This window comes from Cupriavidus sp. WKF15, from assembly GCF_029278605.1.
Classification (GTDB): Bacteria; Pseudomonadota; Gammaproteobacteria; order Burkholderiales; family Burkholderiaceae; genus Cupriavidus.
Genome location: NZ_CP119572.1, coordinates 1,676,307 through 1,691,772 on the forward strand (window position 1 = coordinate 1,676,307; position 15,466 = coordinate 1,691,772).

A 15,466-nucleotide genomic window follows, 5' to 3' on the forward strand; every position below is an offset into this window, starting at 1 on the left:
TGAAGGTGGTTTGCGCTGGGTATGGGCAACGGCCCGGGCAGGGCCGCCGCCGGAACCGGGCGCCTGGCTAGCCCGCTCGCGGCGCTGCGTGGGTGAACGGCGCCGGCACCAGCCCTTTTCCGGCCAGCCAATCCTGATTGAAGAGCCGTCCGAAGTAAAGATCGCCGCGGTCGCAGAGCAGGGTGACGATGCTATGCCCCGGTCCCATTTCGCGCGCCAGCGCGACGGCCGCCGCAACGTTGATGCCCGTGGACCCGCCCAGGAACAGTCCTTCTTCGCGCAGCAGGCGATAGACCATGTCGACGCAGGCCTGGTCATCGACCCGCACGGCGTCGTCGATCACGGTGTCCTGCAGGTTGGCGGTGACGCGGCTGGAACCGATGCCCTCGGTGATCGAACTGCCTTCGGACTTCAGTTCGCGGTGCTTGACGAAGTTATACAGGCTGCTGCCGCAAGGATCGGCGAGCACGATGCGCACGTGCGGCGTATGTTCCTTCAGGCAGCGCGAGATCCCTGCCAGCGAGCCGCCGGTACCAGTGGCGCACACGAAGGCGTCGACCCGTCCTGCCGTGTCATGCCAGATCTCCGGCCCGGTGGTTTCATAGTGGGCCTGGCGGTTGGCCAAGTTGTCGAACTGGTTGGCCCAGATGGCGTTCTCGGTCTGGTCCGCCAGCCGGCCGGCAATCTTCTGGTAGTTGTCCGGGTCGGCGTACGGCTTGGCCGGAACCGCGCGTACCTCGGCGCCGAGCATGCGCAGGCGCTCCATCTTTTCGGGGGACTGGGTATCGGGGATGACCACGATGCAGCGATAGCCGCGCGCGGCGCAGATATGCGCAAGGCCGATGCCGGTATTGCCGGCGGTGCCCTCGACGACCGTGCCGCCCGGCCTGAGGGTGCCGCGGCGTTCGGCGTCGCGGATGATGTAGAGCGCCGCGCGGTCCTTGACCGAGCCGCCGGGATTCAGGAATTCCGCCTTGCCATAGATGTCGCAACCGGTCTCGGCGCTCAGCCCGCCGAGCCGGATCAGCGGCGTGTGTCCGACAGTGCCGACGAAACCATCCCTGATGTCCATGGCGCACTCCTGCCACGCCCCATGAGGTATGGGGCGTCACCCAGAGTGATAGACCGGGCATCGGAGATTGACAAGACGGGCGGCGCAGCGCGCCGGACTCTTATGCAACGCCTCTATGCGGTGCCTTTATGCGGCATTCAGCCAGCGGAAGCGGAAGTCGCCTTCGACCAGCTCCTGGCGGGTGGCGTGAAAGTCACGCATATATTCGCGGTTCAGGTGGGACTCCAGCGCGCCCTTGGAATCCCAGACCATGTAGACCACGAAGACTTCGGCGTCTTCGGCGTCCTGCCCGACGTGGTAGTTCAGGCAGCCTGGCTCCGTCAGCCCGCGCGTGCGCAGCGAATCGAGCTGGGTCACCAGGGCTTCGCGGCGATTGGTCTTGGCGCGGGCAATGCCGACTAGCGTGTACGTTCTGGACATGGGATGACCGGCGAGCGTCTGCGGGCGTCAGGTAAGCGTTTGGCGGGCCATTGTAGCCGGGCCCGGCGGCTGGCCCGGAATGCCCGAGGAGCCTGTCTGGACATTTTTCGATGGCTTGACAGCCGCGCCCGCGTCGGTTCCTGACGCACTTTTTCTAAAGTATTGGCCGCAGCTGCCGATATGCGGCCGAGAACGTGGCATCACTTCACACGGGGGCATTGCATGTTGAGACGAATCAGGACGGAGCAACTGCAGGTCGGCATGTTCGTGGCCAAGCTGGGCGGGCCCTGGCACGCGCGGGCGTTCTCGCGGTCGAAATTCCTGGTGGCCAGCGAGGACCAGGTCAGCCAGCTCCGGTCTTCGGGCGTGCAGGAAGTCTGGATCGACATCCTCAAGGGCCGCAACGCGCCGACCCCGCAGGCGGCGCTGAGCCCATGGGAGACGCCGGAACCGGAACCGGCGCCGGCGCCGGTAGCCGCCGCGAGCCTGGAAGCCGAATTCGGCCTCGCGCGCGAATTGCTCCAGTCGGGCAAGTCGGTGATCGGCTCCATGTTTGCCGACGTGCGCATGGGACGCGCGCTGGAGATCGACGGCGCCTTGCTGCTGGTGGACTCGGCGTCGCAGTCGCTGTCGCGGCATTCGCAGGCGCTGATCGCGCTGGCGCGGCTCAAGGCGCGCGACGACTACAGCTATATGCACGCGTTCGCCATGTGCGCGCTGATGGTCGCCGTCGGGCGCACGATGGAGCTGCCGCCCGAAGAGGTGCGCGATCTGGGCCTGGCCGGCCTGGTGCACGACATCGGCAAGCTGACGCTGCCCGAGGCCGTGCTGCACAAGCCCACTTCGCGCAAGCCCGGCGAGGACGAGGAGATCCGTCGCCATCCGTCGACAGGCTATCGCATCCTCAACGAGGCGCGCGTGAATGCGAACATCGTGCTGGACGTCTGCGTGCACCACCATGAGCGCGTGGACGGGCGCGGCTATCCGTTTGGCCTGATGGGGCGCGAACTCAGCGTCCACGCCAAGATCGCGGCCATCTGCGATACCTACGATTCGCTGACTTCCAGCCGCCCGGGGCACCAGGAATGGTCGCCGGCGCGGGCCATGGAATACATGGCGGTGCGCGTCGACACGCTGTTCGACCGCCGCGTGTTCAAGGCTTTTACGCGCACCGTGGGCATCTATCCGCTCGGTACGGTGCTGCGGTTGCGCTCGAACCGGCTGGCGGTGGTGTGCGCCCAGCATGAGTCCGAACCGCTGCGTCCGCGCGTGATGGCGTTCTACTCGGTAGAGGATTCGAGCCCGCTGACGCCGCAGGTCATCGATTTGCGCCACAGCAGCGATACCGTGGTGGCCTTTGAAGACCCGGCGGACTGGGGCTATACCGACGAGCAGCTGCTGGCTATCTACGCCGGGAAGGGGCAGCCTGGCGCGGTGGAGGCGGCAACAGCCACGGCGATGCCTGGAGCTTAGCCAGCAGGAAGTCGCTGAAGGCCCGGACGCGCGCGCTGCCGCGCAAGTCCGGATGCGTCAGGATCCAGAGCGGCGTGTCCAATGCCGGGTCGGGCGGCGCCAGCCTGACCAGTTCGCGGTCCGGATCGGCAAGCAGGCAGAGCAGCATGCCCGCGCCCATGCCCTGGCGCACGGCCTCGGCCATCGCCACCAGGCTGTCCGCGCAGACTGAGCGGCGGTCCTGCGGCACATTGGCGGCGACCCAGCGCGCCTGGGCCAGGTGTGACAAGGTATCGTCCGGTACCACCCAGTCATAGTTGTCCCACGGCTCGCCATCGCGCGGCGCCCGCCCGCGGCCAAACTGCCGCAGGTAGCCGCGGGCGGCGTAAGGCGCCGTCTGCAGCAGACCGGCCTGGCGGCCGACCAGGTGTTCCGGAGGCGCGGTGGCCGGCCGCACGGCAATATCCGCTTCGCGCCGGTTCAGGTTCAGGAACGTGTTGTTGACCACGACCTGCAGCTGGATGCGCGGGTGCAGGTCGCGGAATTCCGCCAGCATCGGCATCAGCAGGGGGCCAAGCAGGGTGTCCGTGGTGGTGACGCGCAGCGGGCCGCTGAGCTGGGCGTCGAGCCCGCCCAGCTGGCGCTGCGCGGCATCGATCAGCTCATCCACCATGGCGAGCTGCGCCGCCAGCGTCTCGCCCGCCGAGGTCAGCGCGTAGCCGCCCTGGTGCCGGTCGAACAGGCGGGTGCCGAGGTCATCCTCCAGGCTGGCCAGCCGGCGCAGCACCGTGGAGTGGTTGACCTGCAGCGCCCGAGCCGCCCCAGCCAGCGATCCGGCGCGGCTCACCGCCAGGAAGTACCTCAGGTCGTCCCAGTCCGCGTCGTGCATCTTTGCATAACTCCCGCGCAAGATTGGCGAATTGCCGTGCTCAGGCGCACAGCCTACATTGGCATGGCGCTGCCTGCAAACGCGGGCAGCCCGCTCCCGTACTGACTGACCCTTACCATGTCCTGGACCCTGCTGATCCTTGCCGGCCTGATCGAGATCGTGATGGCGCTGGCGCTCAAACATACCGACGGATGGACGCGTCCCTGGCCGACCGCGCTGGGCATCGGCGCCGCGCTGGCCAGCATCTTCCTGCTCAGCGGGGCGTTGCGCCAGCTGCCGGTGGGGACCGCCTACGCGGTGTGGACCGGCATCGGCGCCATCGGCGTGACGCTCGCCGGCATTGTCTTCCTGGGCGAAAGCGCGGCGCCGGCGCGGCTTGCGCTGATCGCACTCATTTTCGTCGGCATAGGCGGGCTGAAACTGCTGCCCTCATGACGGGCGGGGGCGGGCTCGCCGCCTTTTTGTACACTGTGCGGCTGAGCGAGCTGACTTTTTCCGCCTTTCATGGACTTCGATGCCCTGCCGGACCTGATCCAGCATTACATGCCCACGCGTCCGTGGGCGCAGAACCTCACCTACATGGCGCTCCTGATCCTGGGCGCCACGGTGGCCCAGTGGCTGGTAGCCAAGGTGGTCTCGCGCATGGCGCACCGGCTGCTGGTCATCGCCGGCAACGGCCGCTGGAGCAAGGCGCTCATGCGTCACCGGGTGTACCGGCGCTTCGGCTATGCCGTGTGGTTCGCCGTGATCACGGTGGGCGCCGGCGAGGTACCGAACATCGGCCGCTACGCGCTGGCCGTCGAGCGGATCACGCACGCGGGCACCTGGGTCTGCATCTTCATGATGATGGTCGGCGCGCTGGGCGCCTGGCAGGACGTGTATGCCGGCAGCACGCGTGCGCAGACGCGCTCGATCAAGGGCTATGTGCAGGTGGGGCGCCTGGGCCTCTGGCTGGTGTGCGGCGTGCTGGTGCTGTCGATCCTGATCGACCGCTCGCCGCTGTGGATGCTGTCGGGCATCGGCGCGCTGTCAGCGGTGCTGCTGCTGGTGTTCAAGGACACGCTGCTGTCACTGGTGGCCAGCACCCAGCTGACATCGAACGACATGCTGCGCATCGGCGACTGGATCGAGATGCCGCAATGCAATGCCGACGGCTACGTCAAGGACATCGCCCTGCATACGGTGAAGGTGCAGAACTGGGACAACACCGTGACCACGGTGCCGACCTACAAGCTGTTCTCGGAGAGCTACCGCAACTACCGCCAGATGTTCGAATCGGGCGCGCGCCGCATCAAGCGCACGCTGCGCCTGGACGCCGGCAGCGTGCGTTTCCTGAGCGACGACGAAGTGCATGCGCTGATGCGCTTCCGGCTGCTGCACGACTACCTCGAGCAGAAGCAGGCCGAGGTCGACGAGGCCAACCGGCTGCTGGTCGAGGGCGGCGGCGATCCGGTCAACCGCCGGCGCCTGACCAATATCGGCACGTTCCGCGCCTATGGCATTGCCTACCTCAAGGCGCACCCCGATATCCACCAGAACCTGCTGCTCAACGTGCGCATGATGGAGCCCGATTCGCACGGCATTCCGGTCGAGGTCTACTGCTTCACGCGGCTGACCGGGTGGATGGACTACGAGCGCATCCAGGGCGACCTGTTCGACCACCTGCTGGCGATCCTGCCCGAGCTGAGCCTGCGCCTCTACCAGGCGCCGTCGGGCGCGGACCTGACAGGGGTGCGCGCCAACCCGGTACTGGCCGCGGCGCAGGTCGCCGCGGTGCAAGCGGCGACACCCGAGACGGCATCGCCGACGCGTTAGTCCTCAGCCTGCCACGCGCGGCCTGACGCGCCCGGCGGCTTCCTTGGCGCGCTCGCGTGCGGTGTCGACATTGTCGGCATAGGCCAGCGCTACGCCCATGCGGCGCCTGGCGAAGCTCTCGGGCTTGCCGAACAGGCGCACCTCGGTCTGCGGCACGCGCAGGGCCTCGTCCACGCCGTCGAACACCACGCCCTGGGCCTCCACGCCGCCGTAGATGACGGCGCTGGCGCCAGGGCTCTTCAGTGCCGTGCTGACCGGCAGGCCCAGGATGGCGCGCGCGTGCAGCTCGAACTCGTTCTGCCACTGCGTGGCCATCGTCACCATGCCGGTGTCGTGCGGGCGCGGGCTGACTTCGCTGAACCAGACCTGCTCGCCCTTGACGAACAGCTCCACGCCGAACAGGCCCTGGCCGCCGAGGTCCGAGGTCACCGCGCGCGCAATGTGCTGGGCTTTTTCCAGCGCCGCCGGGTGCATCGGGTGCGGCTGCCAGCTTTCGACATAGTCGCCGCTGACCTGCACGTGGCCGATGGGCGCGCAGAACTGGGTTTCGACCTGGCCGTCGGCGCCAAGCGCGCGCACGGTCAGCAGGGTGATCTCGTAGTCGAAATCGATGAAGCCCTCCACGATCACGCGGCCGTGGCTTACACGGCCGCCGGCCATGGCGTAGTCCCACGCCGCCTTGACGCCTTCAGGCCCGTCGATCTTGCTCTGGCCCTTGCCCGAACTGCTCATGACCGGCTTGACCACGCACGGGTAGCCGATGCCGCCATCGATCGCGGCCTGCAGTTCTTCGAGCGAATCGCAGAACTTGTACGGACTGGTCGGCAGGCCCAGCGTTTCGGCCGCGAGACGGCGGATGCCCTCGCGGTCCATGGTGAGGCGCGCGGCCCTTGCGGTGGGAATCACGCGCACCACGCCGGCAGCCTCCAGTGTTTCGAGCATGGGCGTCGCAATGGCCTCGATCTCGGGCACCACGAGCTGCGGCTGTTCCGCTTCGATCAGCGCCTTGAGCTGGTCCGGATCGCTCATGGCGATGGTGCGGGCATGGTGGGCGACCTGCTGGCCGGGTGCGTTCTCGTAGCGGTCGACGGCAATGGTCTCGACACCGAGCCGCTGCAGCGCAATCAGCACTTCCTTGCCGAGCTCGCCGGAGCCGAGCAGCATGACCTTGGTGGCCGAAGGGGAGAGAGGGGTTCCGATGGTGGTCATGGGGCGTCGTGGCTCGCGAAGCTGGGGAAGCCGGCATTGTAGTGCACGCCGGCGCCTGCCAGCGCGCGTTCCGGGGCGCACACGATTGAATTCACCCCCTCGAAAAGTTTCATGACGGCCTGCGGCCCTGGGCCTGCCTGCCGCGATACATTCGGCAGCTATGGCAAGCAGAAGGAGAGCGCATGGTCACCCGACGGACTGGCCGCATGTTTGCCGTCTGGAGAACGGTGCATGCGACGGCCGCCATACCAGCATGAATACTCCACCACGATCCGTACGGAATCAGCTTGCCACGCTGCTGGCAGTGCCGGGCTTGTCGGCCTGGGGGGCGGCGCAGGCACAGGATGCTGCGTCGGCAGCCCCGGCGGAAACGAAGCCGGCCCGCAGCCTGTCGGGTTGCGCGCCGACACGCACTTTTCCACCAGCGACGTGCCGTTCTACGCGCAGCCTTACGTGGACCTGCGTGGCGTGGGACCTGCGTGGCGTGCAGAAGGGCCGCTACCAGGACCGCAATGCCGTCATGGCGGAAATGGAGTTGCGCTGGGATGTCACGCCGCGCTGGTCGCTGCTGGGCTTCACCGGAACCGGCAAGGCCTACGGACGCTGGAACGATTTCTCCGATGCCGCCAACGTCTACAGCGTGGGTGCCGGCTTCTGCTACATGATCGCGCGCAAGCTCGGCGTCTCCATGGGTATCGACGTCGCCCATAGCAAAGGGCAGAACGCGTTCTACATCCAGGTCGGCAGCGCCTGGCATTGAATTGCCGCGCAGCCAGGCTTACGGCGTATTGCGTTGGACGATGCGGTACACCTTGCCGCTACCTGACGAGGTGAACGGGTCGGCCAGCACGTAGATCTCGCCCTGCGCATCCGTGCCAAACGACAGCACGTTGCCGGGGATGGTGATGCCCCAGTCAAGCTGTTCAGCCGCTGCGTCGCGAAAATCGAAGCTGCGCAGCCAGCCGCTGCACAGGTCCGAATACAGGTAGCGGCCGCGCAAGGGCGGCATGGCGCTGCCGCGGTAGACATAGCCGCCGACCACCGCGCAGCCTCCGTTCGCATCATGGCGGTAGTCAAGTTGTGGCTGGGCAATGCCCTGCATGTCGCAGGTCGGCGCCCCGAAGCATGCCGAGCCTTCGGTCCGGTTCCAGCCATAGTTCAGGCCGCCCGTGGCAGATGCGACCACATCGATCTCCTCGTGCTGGTCCTGGCCCACGTCGGCAATGTAGAGGGTGCCGTCCGTGTTGTCGAACGCGAAGCGCCAGGGGTTACGCAGGCCACTTGCCCAAATCTCACTGCGGCGCCCGGGCTGGCCCGCAAACGGATTGCCGGGAGGGATCGCATACGCCTGGGCACCGCTGACATCGATACGCAGCAGTTTGCCCAGCAGCGAATTGAGGTTCTGCGCGTTGCCTGACGGGTCACCTTCGCTGCCGCCATCGCCCGTGCCCAGGTAGAGCATGCCGTCGGGCCCGAAGGCCAGCAGCCCGCCGTTGTGGTTGCTGAAGCTCGGGTGAGGGATGGTGAGCAGGATCGTGGCGGCCGGGTCCGCGACATTGGGGTTCGACGCCGAGACCTGATAGCGTGCAATGGTGATATTGCCCGCCGAGTTGGTGTAGTAGACATAAAAGCGGCCGTTTGCCGCGTACGCGGGATCGAATGCCATCGACAGCAGGCCGCGCTCGCCGTCCGTGGTCGTCAGCGATGCAATATCGAGGAAAGGCGTGGCCAGCAGCGTGCCGCCCTGCATCACGCGGATGCGCCCCGCGCGCTCGACAATGAACAGCCTCGTGTCATTGGCGGGTGACGTCAGGAAGACCGGCTCCGCCAGGCCGCTTGCAACTGCCTGCAGCGCCAGCGCGAAGGGCTGCGACGATCCGTATGTCACGGTGGCGCTTGCCGTGCCGTTGCCCACAGTCACCTGTTGCGTGGCAGGCTGGGGAAAGAACGCGGCCGTGCCGGACAGCACGCTGGCTGCCACCACGGTGTAGATGCCGGACGCCAGGCCGGACAGCGTGGCGCTGCTGCCCAGGCGCTGGCGGAAGCCGGACGGCCCGTTCACGGTCACATCGCCGCTGGTGCCAGCCGGCAGCCCGCCGATGACGACTGCCAGGGCGCCGGCAGGCGGCGTGCCGCTATTGATCGACACCTGCACGCTGCCGCCGCAGGCGGCCGCCAGGATGCAGGCGACCAGCAGCAGGGCAGCGCGCCGGATGCCGGTTCGCGCACGTGACATGGGTATCTCCGTCGGGGGCCTCCCAACGAAGACTAGTTCAGGACACCTCGGAAATCACTGCGCAGGTGTCATGGCGTGGCCAGCGCCGGCGGGCGGCGCTGCGTCGCCACGGCAAAGGCAATCTGGGCCAGGCCCGCGGTCAGGCCAAGGCCCACGCCGACCTGCCAGGCCAGCGTGTACGACCCCAGCGCGTCATACACAAGGCCGCCGCCGAAGGCACCGACAAAGCTGCCGATCTGGTGGCTGAAGAAGGCCATGCCGCCGAGCATGGCCTGCCAGCGCAGGCCGAAGGTCTCGCCGATCCAGCCCGCCACCAGCGGCGCCACGCCAAGCCACAGGAAGCCCATCACCGCTGCAAACACCAGCGTGCTCGACGGCGTGGGTGCCGAGGAGAAATACCACGTCAGCGCCAGCGAACGGATGGTGTAGATGCAGCCCAGCAGCATCAGCTTGTTGACGCGCCCGCCGGCCCAGCCGAAGAAGATGCTGCCCAGCACATTGAAGCCGCCGATGACACCGAGCGCCTTCGCGCTCAGCATCGGGTCCATGCCGCAGATATCGAGATAGGAGGGCAGGTGAGTGGTCAGGAAGACCAGTTGCATGCCGCACACGAAGTAGGCCATTGCCATGACCAGGAACGGTACGTGGCGCAACGCCGAGCCCAGCGCCTGGCGCGCGTTGTGCTGATCCGAGCCTTGCGGCGTGGCGATGGGCAGGCGGTCCACGCGGCCGGCGAACCACGCGGCGGGGAGCATCACCAGCGCCAGCACGACGAAGGCCGCCACGCCGGTGCGCCAGCCGAACGACTGCGCAACCACCTGGCCGATCGGCGCGGCGATCAGCGCACCCAGCGATCCCGCGCCCGATACCAGCCCTAGCACCGTGCTGCGCAATGCCGCAGGCACCGGGCGCGCCGCCACGGCCATGGAGATCGCGCTGCCCGTGCAGGCCATCGACGCACCAATGGCCACGCCCGCACCCAGCGTCACGCCGACCATGCCGTGTGACGTGCACAGCAGCACCAGGCCGATCACATAGAGCAGCGAGCCGCCCATCATCAGCGGCCGGAACCCGACGCGTGTGGCCCACGCGCCCGCGAGCGGTTGCAGCAGGCCCCAGGCCAGGTTCTGCACGGCAATGGCCACAGTGAAATCGGAGACTGAGATGCCGATGTCCCTGGTCAGCGGCGGCATGAAGATGCCCAGGCTCTGGCGCAGCCCCATGGCCAGGCTCAACATGACAGAGGCGCCCAGGAGGATGGGGAGCGCCGGGCGGAGCGCGTCGAAGCGGGATGGCACGGGGGCGTCGTCTCAGGTCGCTATTGTTGTCCCGATGGACCCGCGCCGTTCCGCATGGGGATTAAGCAGGCGCTGAATTCATCGGGTGAAGCCAGCGTAGGGGCTGGCCGGACGGGTGTCAATGTGCCTGGCACCCGTCCGGCGGTTCGCGGCAAATGTCCTGTGCGGATATCGGTCAGGCTCGCGCAGGCGCCGCTCGCATGTGCTGCGGGTGCTGCGAGGCGTGGATGGCAATGCGGCCGGCGCGAAGGCCGGCCGCACAGGCAAGGGATTACCGCTTCATGGCGCTTATCTGCCGGTCCACACCGGCTTGCGCTTCTCGGCGAAGGCGGCGGCGCCTTCGCGGGCATCGGCCGACGAGAACACCGGCGCGACGATCGGGCGCTGGCGTTCGAACATCTCGGCCGCCGGCCAGTCGGCCGACTCGCTGACGATCTGCTTGCTGACCGCCACGGCCATCGGGCCATTGGCGCCGACTTCTTCGGCCAGCGCCAGCGCGGATTCGAGCGCCTGGCCCGGCTCCGTCAGGCGGTTGACCAGGCCGTAGGCATGCGCCTGCTCGGCGCCGAGCATATTGCCGGTCAGCGCGAACTCCATGGCGATGTGGTACGGCATGCGGCGCGGCAGGCGCATCAGGCCGCCGGCGCCGGCCACCAGGCCGCGCTTGACTTCGGGCAGGCCGAACTTGGCCGCCTTCGAGGCCACGATCAGGTCGCAGGCCAGTGCCATTTCAAAACCGCCGGCGAGTGCATAGCCTTCCACGGCGGCGATCAGCACCTTGCGCGGCGGCGCCTCGGTCAGGCCGCCGAAGCCGCGGCCCGGCAGGCTAGGGCGCTTGCCGGCCAGGAAGCCCTTCAGGTCCATGCCGGAACAGAAGGTGCCGCCCGCGCCGGTCAGGATGGCCACGCTCAGGTCGCCGCGCGACTCGAACTGGTCGAGCGCGGCGGCCATCGCCGTCGCGGTTTCGAAGTCCATGGCGTTGCGCGCCTCGGGCCGGTTCAGGGTAATCAGCAGGATATTGCCGCGTGTTTCGACTTGCAGCGTTTCGCTCATGCTTGTCCTTGTGTTCCTAGCGATCGATTGAGGAAAGACTTGCGGCTCAGCGCGGGGCCATGCGGATGGCGCCATCCAGGCGGATGGTTTCGCCATTGAGCATGATGTTCTCGAGGATGTGCAGGGCGGTCGAGGCGTACTCGTCCGGTGCGCCGAGACGCGCAGGGTGCGGCACCATGGCGCCCAGCGAGGCACGCACGTTCTCCGGCAGCTTGGCCAGCAGCGGCGTGTCGAACAGGCCCGGGGCGATCGTGCAGACGCGAATGGCGCGTTGCGCCAGGTCGCGTGCGGCCACCAGCGTCATGCCGACGATGCCGGCCTTGGCCGACGAATACGGGATCTGGCCGATCTGGCCTTCATAGGCAGCCACCGAAGCGGTCAGCACGCAGGCTCCGCGCTCGCCATCCACGATTTCGTTTTTCGCCATGCGCGCGGCGCCAAGGCGCAGCGCATTGAAGGTGCCGATCAGATTGATGCGCACCACCGATTCGTACTTCTCCAGCGAGCCCGGCGAGCCGTCCTTCTCGACCACGCGCACCGGCGCGCCCAGGCCGGCGCAGTGCACCAGCGCGCGCAGCGGGGTGAGTGCCTCGGCGGCGTCATAGACGGCGTTCATCTGGTCGGTGTCGCAGACATCGGCCTTGACGAAGCGGGCCTTGGGACCCAGTTCGTCCACGGCGGCATGGCCGCGTTCTTCCGACAGGTCGGCAATCACCACGCTCACGCCACGCTCGATCAGGCGGCGCGCGGTGGCCAGGCCCAGGCCGGACGCCCCGCCGGTTACGACGGCGGACATCTCTGCGGTCAGTTTCATCTTGAGTCTCCGGTTCTGTTCAGGGATTGGTGATTCGGGAAATCAGGCAGGAACCGGGCGCAAGCCCGGTCCATGCAGATGCCTTACAGGCGCTCGATGATGGTGGCGTTGGCCATGCCGCCGGCCTCGCACATCGACTGCAGGCCGTAGCGGCCGCCGCTGTCTTCCAGTGCATGCAGCATGGTGGTCATCAGGCGCACGCCCGATGCACCGAGCGGGTGGCCCAGCGCGATCGCGCCGCCACGCGGGTTCAGGCGCGCTGCGTCGGCGCCCAGCGCCTTCTGCCAGGCCAGCGGCACGCAGGCGAACGCCTCGTTGATCTCGTAGTGGTCGATCTGGTCCAGCGTCAGGCCGCTCTTCCTGATGGCGCGCTGGCTGGCCGGGATCGGCGCGGTCAGCATCATCACCGGATCGTCGCCGCACACATCGAAGGCGACGAAGCGCGCGCGCGGCTTCAGGCCCAGGCGCTGCGCCGCCGCTTCGCTCATCAGCAGCATGGCCGAGGCGCCGTCGCTGATCTGCGAGGCATTGCCGGCGGTCACGTTCCAGCCGATCTGCGGGAAGCGCGCGCTCAGTTCGTCATTGCGGAACGAGGCCTGCAGCGTGCCGAGCTTCTCGACCGAGGTGCCGGGGCGGATGGTCTCGTCGTGCTCGATCACGCCGTTGGGCGTCACGATCGGCAGGATCTCGCGGCGGAACGCGCCGGCTCCGCGCGCGGTGGCGGCCAGTTCATGCGAGCGGGCCGAGTAGCCGTCCATTTGTTCGCGCGACAGCTCGTACTTGGCGGCCACCAGCTCGGCGGCGACGCCCTGCGACACCAGGCCCGGCGCATAGCGTTCTTCCATCGACGGGCCATAGGGGTTCTGGCCGATTCGTGCCGAACCCATTGGCACGCGGCTCATCGACTCGATGCCGCAAGCGATCACGATGTCATAGGCGCCGGCCATGATGCCCTGCGCGGCAAAGTGCACCGCCTGCTGGCTCGATCCGCACTTGCGGTCGATCGTGGTGGCCGGCACGTGGTCGGGGAAACCTGCCGCCAGCCAGGCTACGCGGCCGGGGCCGGCGGACTGCTCGCCGGCCTGCGTGACGCAGCCCGTGATGACGTCGTCCACCAGGCCAGGGTCCAGCTTGTTGCGCTCCACCAGGCCCTTGAGCACCTGGGCCAGCAGTTCGGTGGCATGCAGTTCGGTGAAAGCCGAACCCGGCTTGGAGCGGCCCATCGGGCTGCGGATGGCGTCAACGATGACGGCTTGTTGCATGGGTTGTCTCCTGAAAAGCAATTGTGGATGGCGAGTGGCGGGCCGGATATTGAGACTTCGGTGCCGAAAAATGATCGTCGGATACGATGATTTGGGATTCTCGCGTCGAAAATTGGCTAAGTAAACATAGAAATCGGAATTTGACCTCGGAAAAAACGAAGGGCAACATCCGGGTTTCGAGACGCTGGTATCAAAAAACTTAAGATCCCGACGTTGATATGCTTAATGACTCACATGCATCCATGACCTCGCCAGGCTCCGGCAGTGATACCGAAGGCGAAGCCCGCCTGGTCAGCGCGCTGGCACGCGGCATTTCCATCCTCAGTTGCTTTTCACCGACCGTGCAGGAACTCAGCAGCCGCGAGCTGATGGAGCGCACCCGCCTGGCCAAGCCGACCCTGTTCCGCCTGCTCGACACCTTGTGCGAGCTGGGCCTGCTGCATTATTCGGAGCGCCTGTCGCGCTACGTGCCGGGCGTGGGGCTGGTGAACCTGGCTGCGCCGGCACTGGCCCGCATGACGGTGCGGCAGCTCGCGCGACCTCTTATGCAGGAGCTGGCCGATCACATTGAAGGACAGGTGGAACTCATGGTCGGCTACGGGCATACGCTGACCTATGTGGAGATTGCGCAGGGCGTCCGCAGCCGTGTGTACCGACCGGAGGTCGGCACGCGCGTGTCGATGTCGCGCACGGCGTCGGGGCGTGCGTATCTGTCGATGATGGGCGAGGCGGAGCGCAACGCCTACCTGGAGCACCTGCGTGTCACGGATCCGCAGCGCGAGAGCTGGCTGCAGGGACGGCTGGCCGAGGCCGTGCACGACCTGGACGAGCACGGCTTCTGCCGCGGGCACCGCGACCTGCATCGGGAAATCGAGGCGATTGCCGTGCCTATGCGCGCCCGGCGCGATGGTGAAGCGTGGCTGTTCGCGGCATCGGTGCCTGTGTTCAGCCAGCAGAGCAAGCAGTTGTTCGAGGACGTCGGGCCGCGGTTGGTCACGCTAGTGCGCAACGTGGAAGGTTCGCTCGGGGCGGCGGGATAGCGCAGCTTGTTGCCAAGAGCGACAACCACAACCGTCGCCCATCCCCAGAGTCCGCCGAATAACCAAAGATGACCTCGGGAGCAGGCCAGCCCACCGCCCTCAGTTCCCCGTGAACACCGGCTTGCGCTTCTCCAGGAACGCCTGCACCGCTTCACGATGATCGGCGGTCTGGTGCGACAGCGCCTGGAAGCCGGCGGACAACTCCAGCAGCGTATCCAGCCGCGTGTGCATGCCTTCGCGCATCAGCCGCTTGGCCAGCCGCACGGCATGCGGCGGATTGACGGCAATGCGTTCGGCCAGCGCATTCACCGTGGGCAGCAAGTCCTCGGCCGGCACCACGCGCGACACCAGGTTCCACTCCAGCGCCTGCTGGGCGCTGATCGGCTCGCCGGTGAAGATCATCTCGGCGGCACGCGACAGGCCGATCACGCGCGGCAGCAGCCATGCGCCGCCATCGCCAGGAATGATGCCCAGCCGCACGAAGGACTCCGCGAACTGCGCGCGCTCCGAGGCAATGCGGATGTCGCACATGCAGGTCAGGTCCAGGCCGGCCCCCATGGCCGCGCCGTTGACCGCGGCGATCACCGGGACCTCGAGGTTGAACAGCGCCAGCGGCAGGCGCTGGATGCCGCAGCGGTAGTCCTGGCGGATCTCCATGCCGGTCACCTGGCCCGAGGCCTGGCGTTCCATGTCGTGGATATTGCCGCCCGACGAAAACGCGGTGCCAGCACCGGTGATGATGACGGCGCGCACGCTGCGGTCGCCATGGATGCGGTCGATGGCCGCCAGGAATTCGTCGACGGCGGTGTTGCCGGTCAGCGGGTTGCGGCGCTCGGGCTCGTTCATGGTCAGGGTCACGATGTGTCCCTGCTGCTCGTAGCGAAGGAATTCAGCCATGTTGTGGTC

The 15,466-nt window shown here is 67.3% G+C and carries 14 protein-coding genes and 1 pseudogene; 5 read left to right on the forward strand and 10 right to left on the reverse strand.

Features of this window, described 5'->3' with window-relative positions:
* Positions 1-67: 67 nt before the first annotated feature.
* Together CupriaWKF_RS07850 and CupriaWKF_RS07855 are read right to left on the reverse strand one after the other, a co-directional pair.
* Positions 68-1,072, reverse strand: coding sequence for a cysteine synthase A (locus CupriaWKF_RS07850; RefSeq protein WP_276100427.1), 1,005 nt, complete (start codon positions 1,070-1,072; stop codon positions 68-70).
* Between the two features lie 126 nt (positions 1,073-1,198).
* Positions 1,199-1,492 carry a putative quinol monooxygenase gene (locus CupriaWKF_RS07855; protein ID WP_276100428.1) on the reverse strand — a complete coding sequence of 98 codons (294 nt, stop codon included), beginning with the start codon at positions 1,490-1,492 and terminating at the stop codon, positions 1,199-1,201.
* 222 nt (positions 1,493-1,714) lie between these two features.
* On the opposite strand from CupriaWKF_RS07855, the gene CupriaWKF_RS07860 reads away from it, so the two are divergent.
* Positions 1,715-2,965: an HD-GYP domain-containing protein gene (locus tag CupriaWKF_RS07860; RefSeq protein WP_276100429.1), complete on the forward strand. Its 1,251-nt coding sequence runs from the start codon at positions 1,715-1,717 to the stop codon at positions 2,963-2,965.
* Here the strand turns inward: CupriaWKF_RS07860 and CupriaWKF_RS07865 are convergent.
* Positions 2,895-3,833, reverse strand: a complete 939-nt coding sequence (locus tag CupriaWKF_RS07865; protein WP_276100430.1) for a LysR family transcriptional regulator — start codon at positions 3,831-3,833, stop codon at positions 2,895-2,897. The genes CupriaWKF_RS07860 and CupriaWKF_RS07865 overlap by 71 nt on opposite strands.
* Before the next feature lie 117 nt (positions 3,834-3,950).
* Here CupriaWKF_RS07865 and CupriaWKF_RS07870 point away from each other — a divergent pair, with 117 nt between their 5' ends.
* Both CupriaWKF_RS07870 and CupriaWKF_RS07875 read left to right on the forward strand, forming a co-directional pair.
* On the forward strand, positions 3,951-4,268 hold the full coding sequence (locus tag CupriaWKF_RS07870; RefSeq protein ID WP_276100431.1) for a multidrug efflux SMR transporter: 318 nt from the start codon (positions 3,951-3,953) through the stop codon (positions 4,266-4,268).
* A 69-nt stretch (positions 4,269-4,337) separates the two neighbouring features.
* Positions 4,338-5,648, forward strand: coding sequence for a mechanosensitive ion channel domain-containing protein (locus CupriaWKF_RS07875; protein WP_276100433.1), 1,311 nt, complete (start codon positions 4,338-4,340; stop codon positions 5,646-5,648).
* A 3-nt stretch (positions 5,649-5,651) separates the two neighbouring features.
* Here CupriaWKF_RS07875 and purT read toward each other — a convergent pair whose 3' ends face one another.
* On the reverse strand, positions 5,652-6,857 hold the full coding sequence (gene purT / locus CupriaWKF_RS07880; protein ID WP_276100434.1) for a formate-dependent phosphoribosylglycinamide formyltransferase: 1,206 nt from the start codon (positions 6,855-6,857) through the stop codon (positions 5,652-5,654).
* 390 nt (positions 6,858-7,247) lie between these two features.
* Between purT and CupriaWKF_RS07885 the strand changes: the two are divergent.
* Positions 7,248-7,617, forward strand: a pseudogene (locus CupriaWKF_RS07885) (glyceraldehyde-3-phosphate dehydrogenase); the annotation flags it as partial.
* A gap of 18 nt (positions 7,618-7,635) precedes the next feature.
* Here CupriaWKF_RS07885 and CupriaWKF_RS07890 read toward each other — a convergent pair.
* The 5 genes from CupriaWKF_RS07890 to CupriaWKF_RS07910 form a co-directional block, all read right to left on the reverse strand.
* Positions 7,636-9,093 carry a PQQ-dependent sugar dehydrogenase gene (locus CupriaWKF_RS07890; protein WP_276100436.1) on the reverse strand — a complete coding sequence of 486 codons (1,458 nt, stop codon included), beginning with the start codon at positions 9,091-9,093 and terminating at the stop codon, positions 7,636-7,638.
* A 68-nt stretch (positions 9,094-9,161) separates the two neighbouring features.
* The gene (locus CupriaWKF_RS07895; protein WP_276100437.1) at positions 9,162-10,331 is read right to left on the reverse strand and encodes an MFS transporter; all 1,170 of its coding nucleotides are present in this window, start codon (positions 10,329-10,331) and stop codon (positions 9,162-9,164) included.
* Between the two features lie 348 nt (positions 10,332-10,679).
* Positions 10,680-11,444, reverse strand: a complete 765-nt coding sequence (locus CupriaWKF_RS07900; RefSeq protein WP_276100438.1) for a crotonase/enoyl-CoA hydratase family protein — start codon at positions 11,442-11,444, stop codon at positions 10,680-10,682.
* A 46-nt stretch (positions 11,445-11,490) separates the two neighbouring features.
* Complete coding sequence (locus CupriaWKF_RS07905; RefSeq protein WP_276100439.1) at positions 11,491-12,258, reverse strand: SDR family NAD(P)-dependent oxidoreductase; 768 nt, start codon at positions 12,256-12,258, stop codon at positions 11,491-11,493.
* 83 nt (positions 12,259-12,341) lie between these two features.
* Complete coding sequence (locus tag CupriaWKF_RS07910) at positions 12,342-13,520, reverse strand: thiolase family protein (RefSeq protein WP_276100440.1); 1,179 nt, start codon at positions 13,518-13,520, stop codon at positions 12,342-12,344.
* Between the two features lie 242 nt (positions 13,521-13,762).
* Between CupriaWKF_RS07910 and CupriaWKF_RS07915 the strand changes: the two genes are divergently transcribed.
* Positions 13,763-14,560: a helix-turn-helix domain-containing protein gene (locus CupriaWKF_RS07915; RefSeq protein WP_276100442.1), complete on the forward strand. Its 798-nt coding sequence runs from the start codon at positions 13,763-13,765 to the stop codon at positions 14,558-14,560.
* Between the two features lie 99 nt (positions 14,561-14,659).
* Here the strand turns inward: CupriaWKF_RS07915 and CupriaWKF_RS07920 are convergent, their stop codons facing one another.
* The gene (locus tag CupriaWKF_RS07920) at positions 14,660-15,457 is read right to left on the reverse strand and encodes a crotonase/enoyl-CoA hydratase family protein (RefSeq protein WP_276100443.1); all 798 of its coding nucleotides are present in this window, start codon (positions 15,455-15,457) and stop codon (positions 14,660-14,662) included.
* Positions 15,458-15,466: the final 9 nt, after the last annotated feature.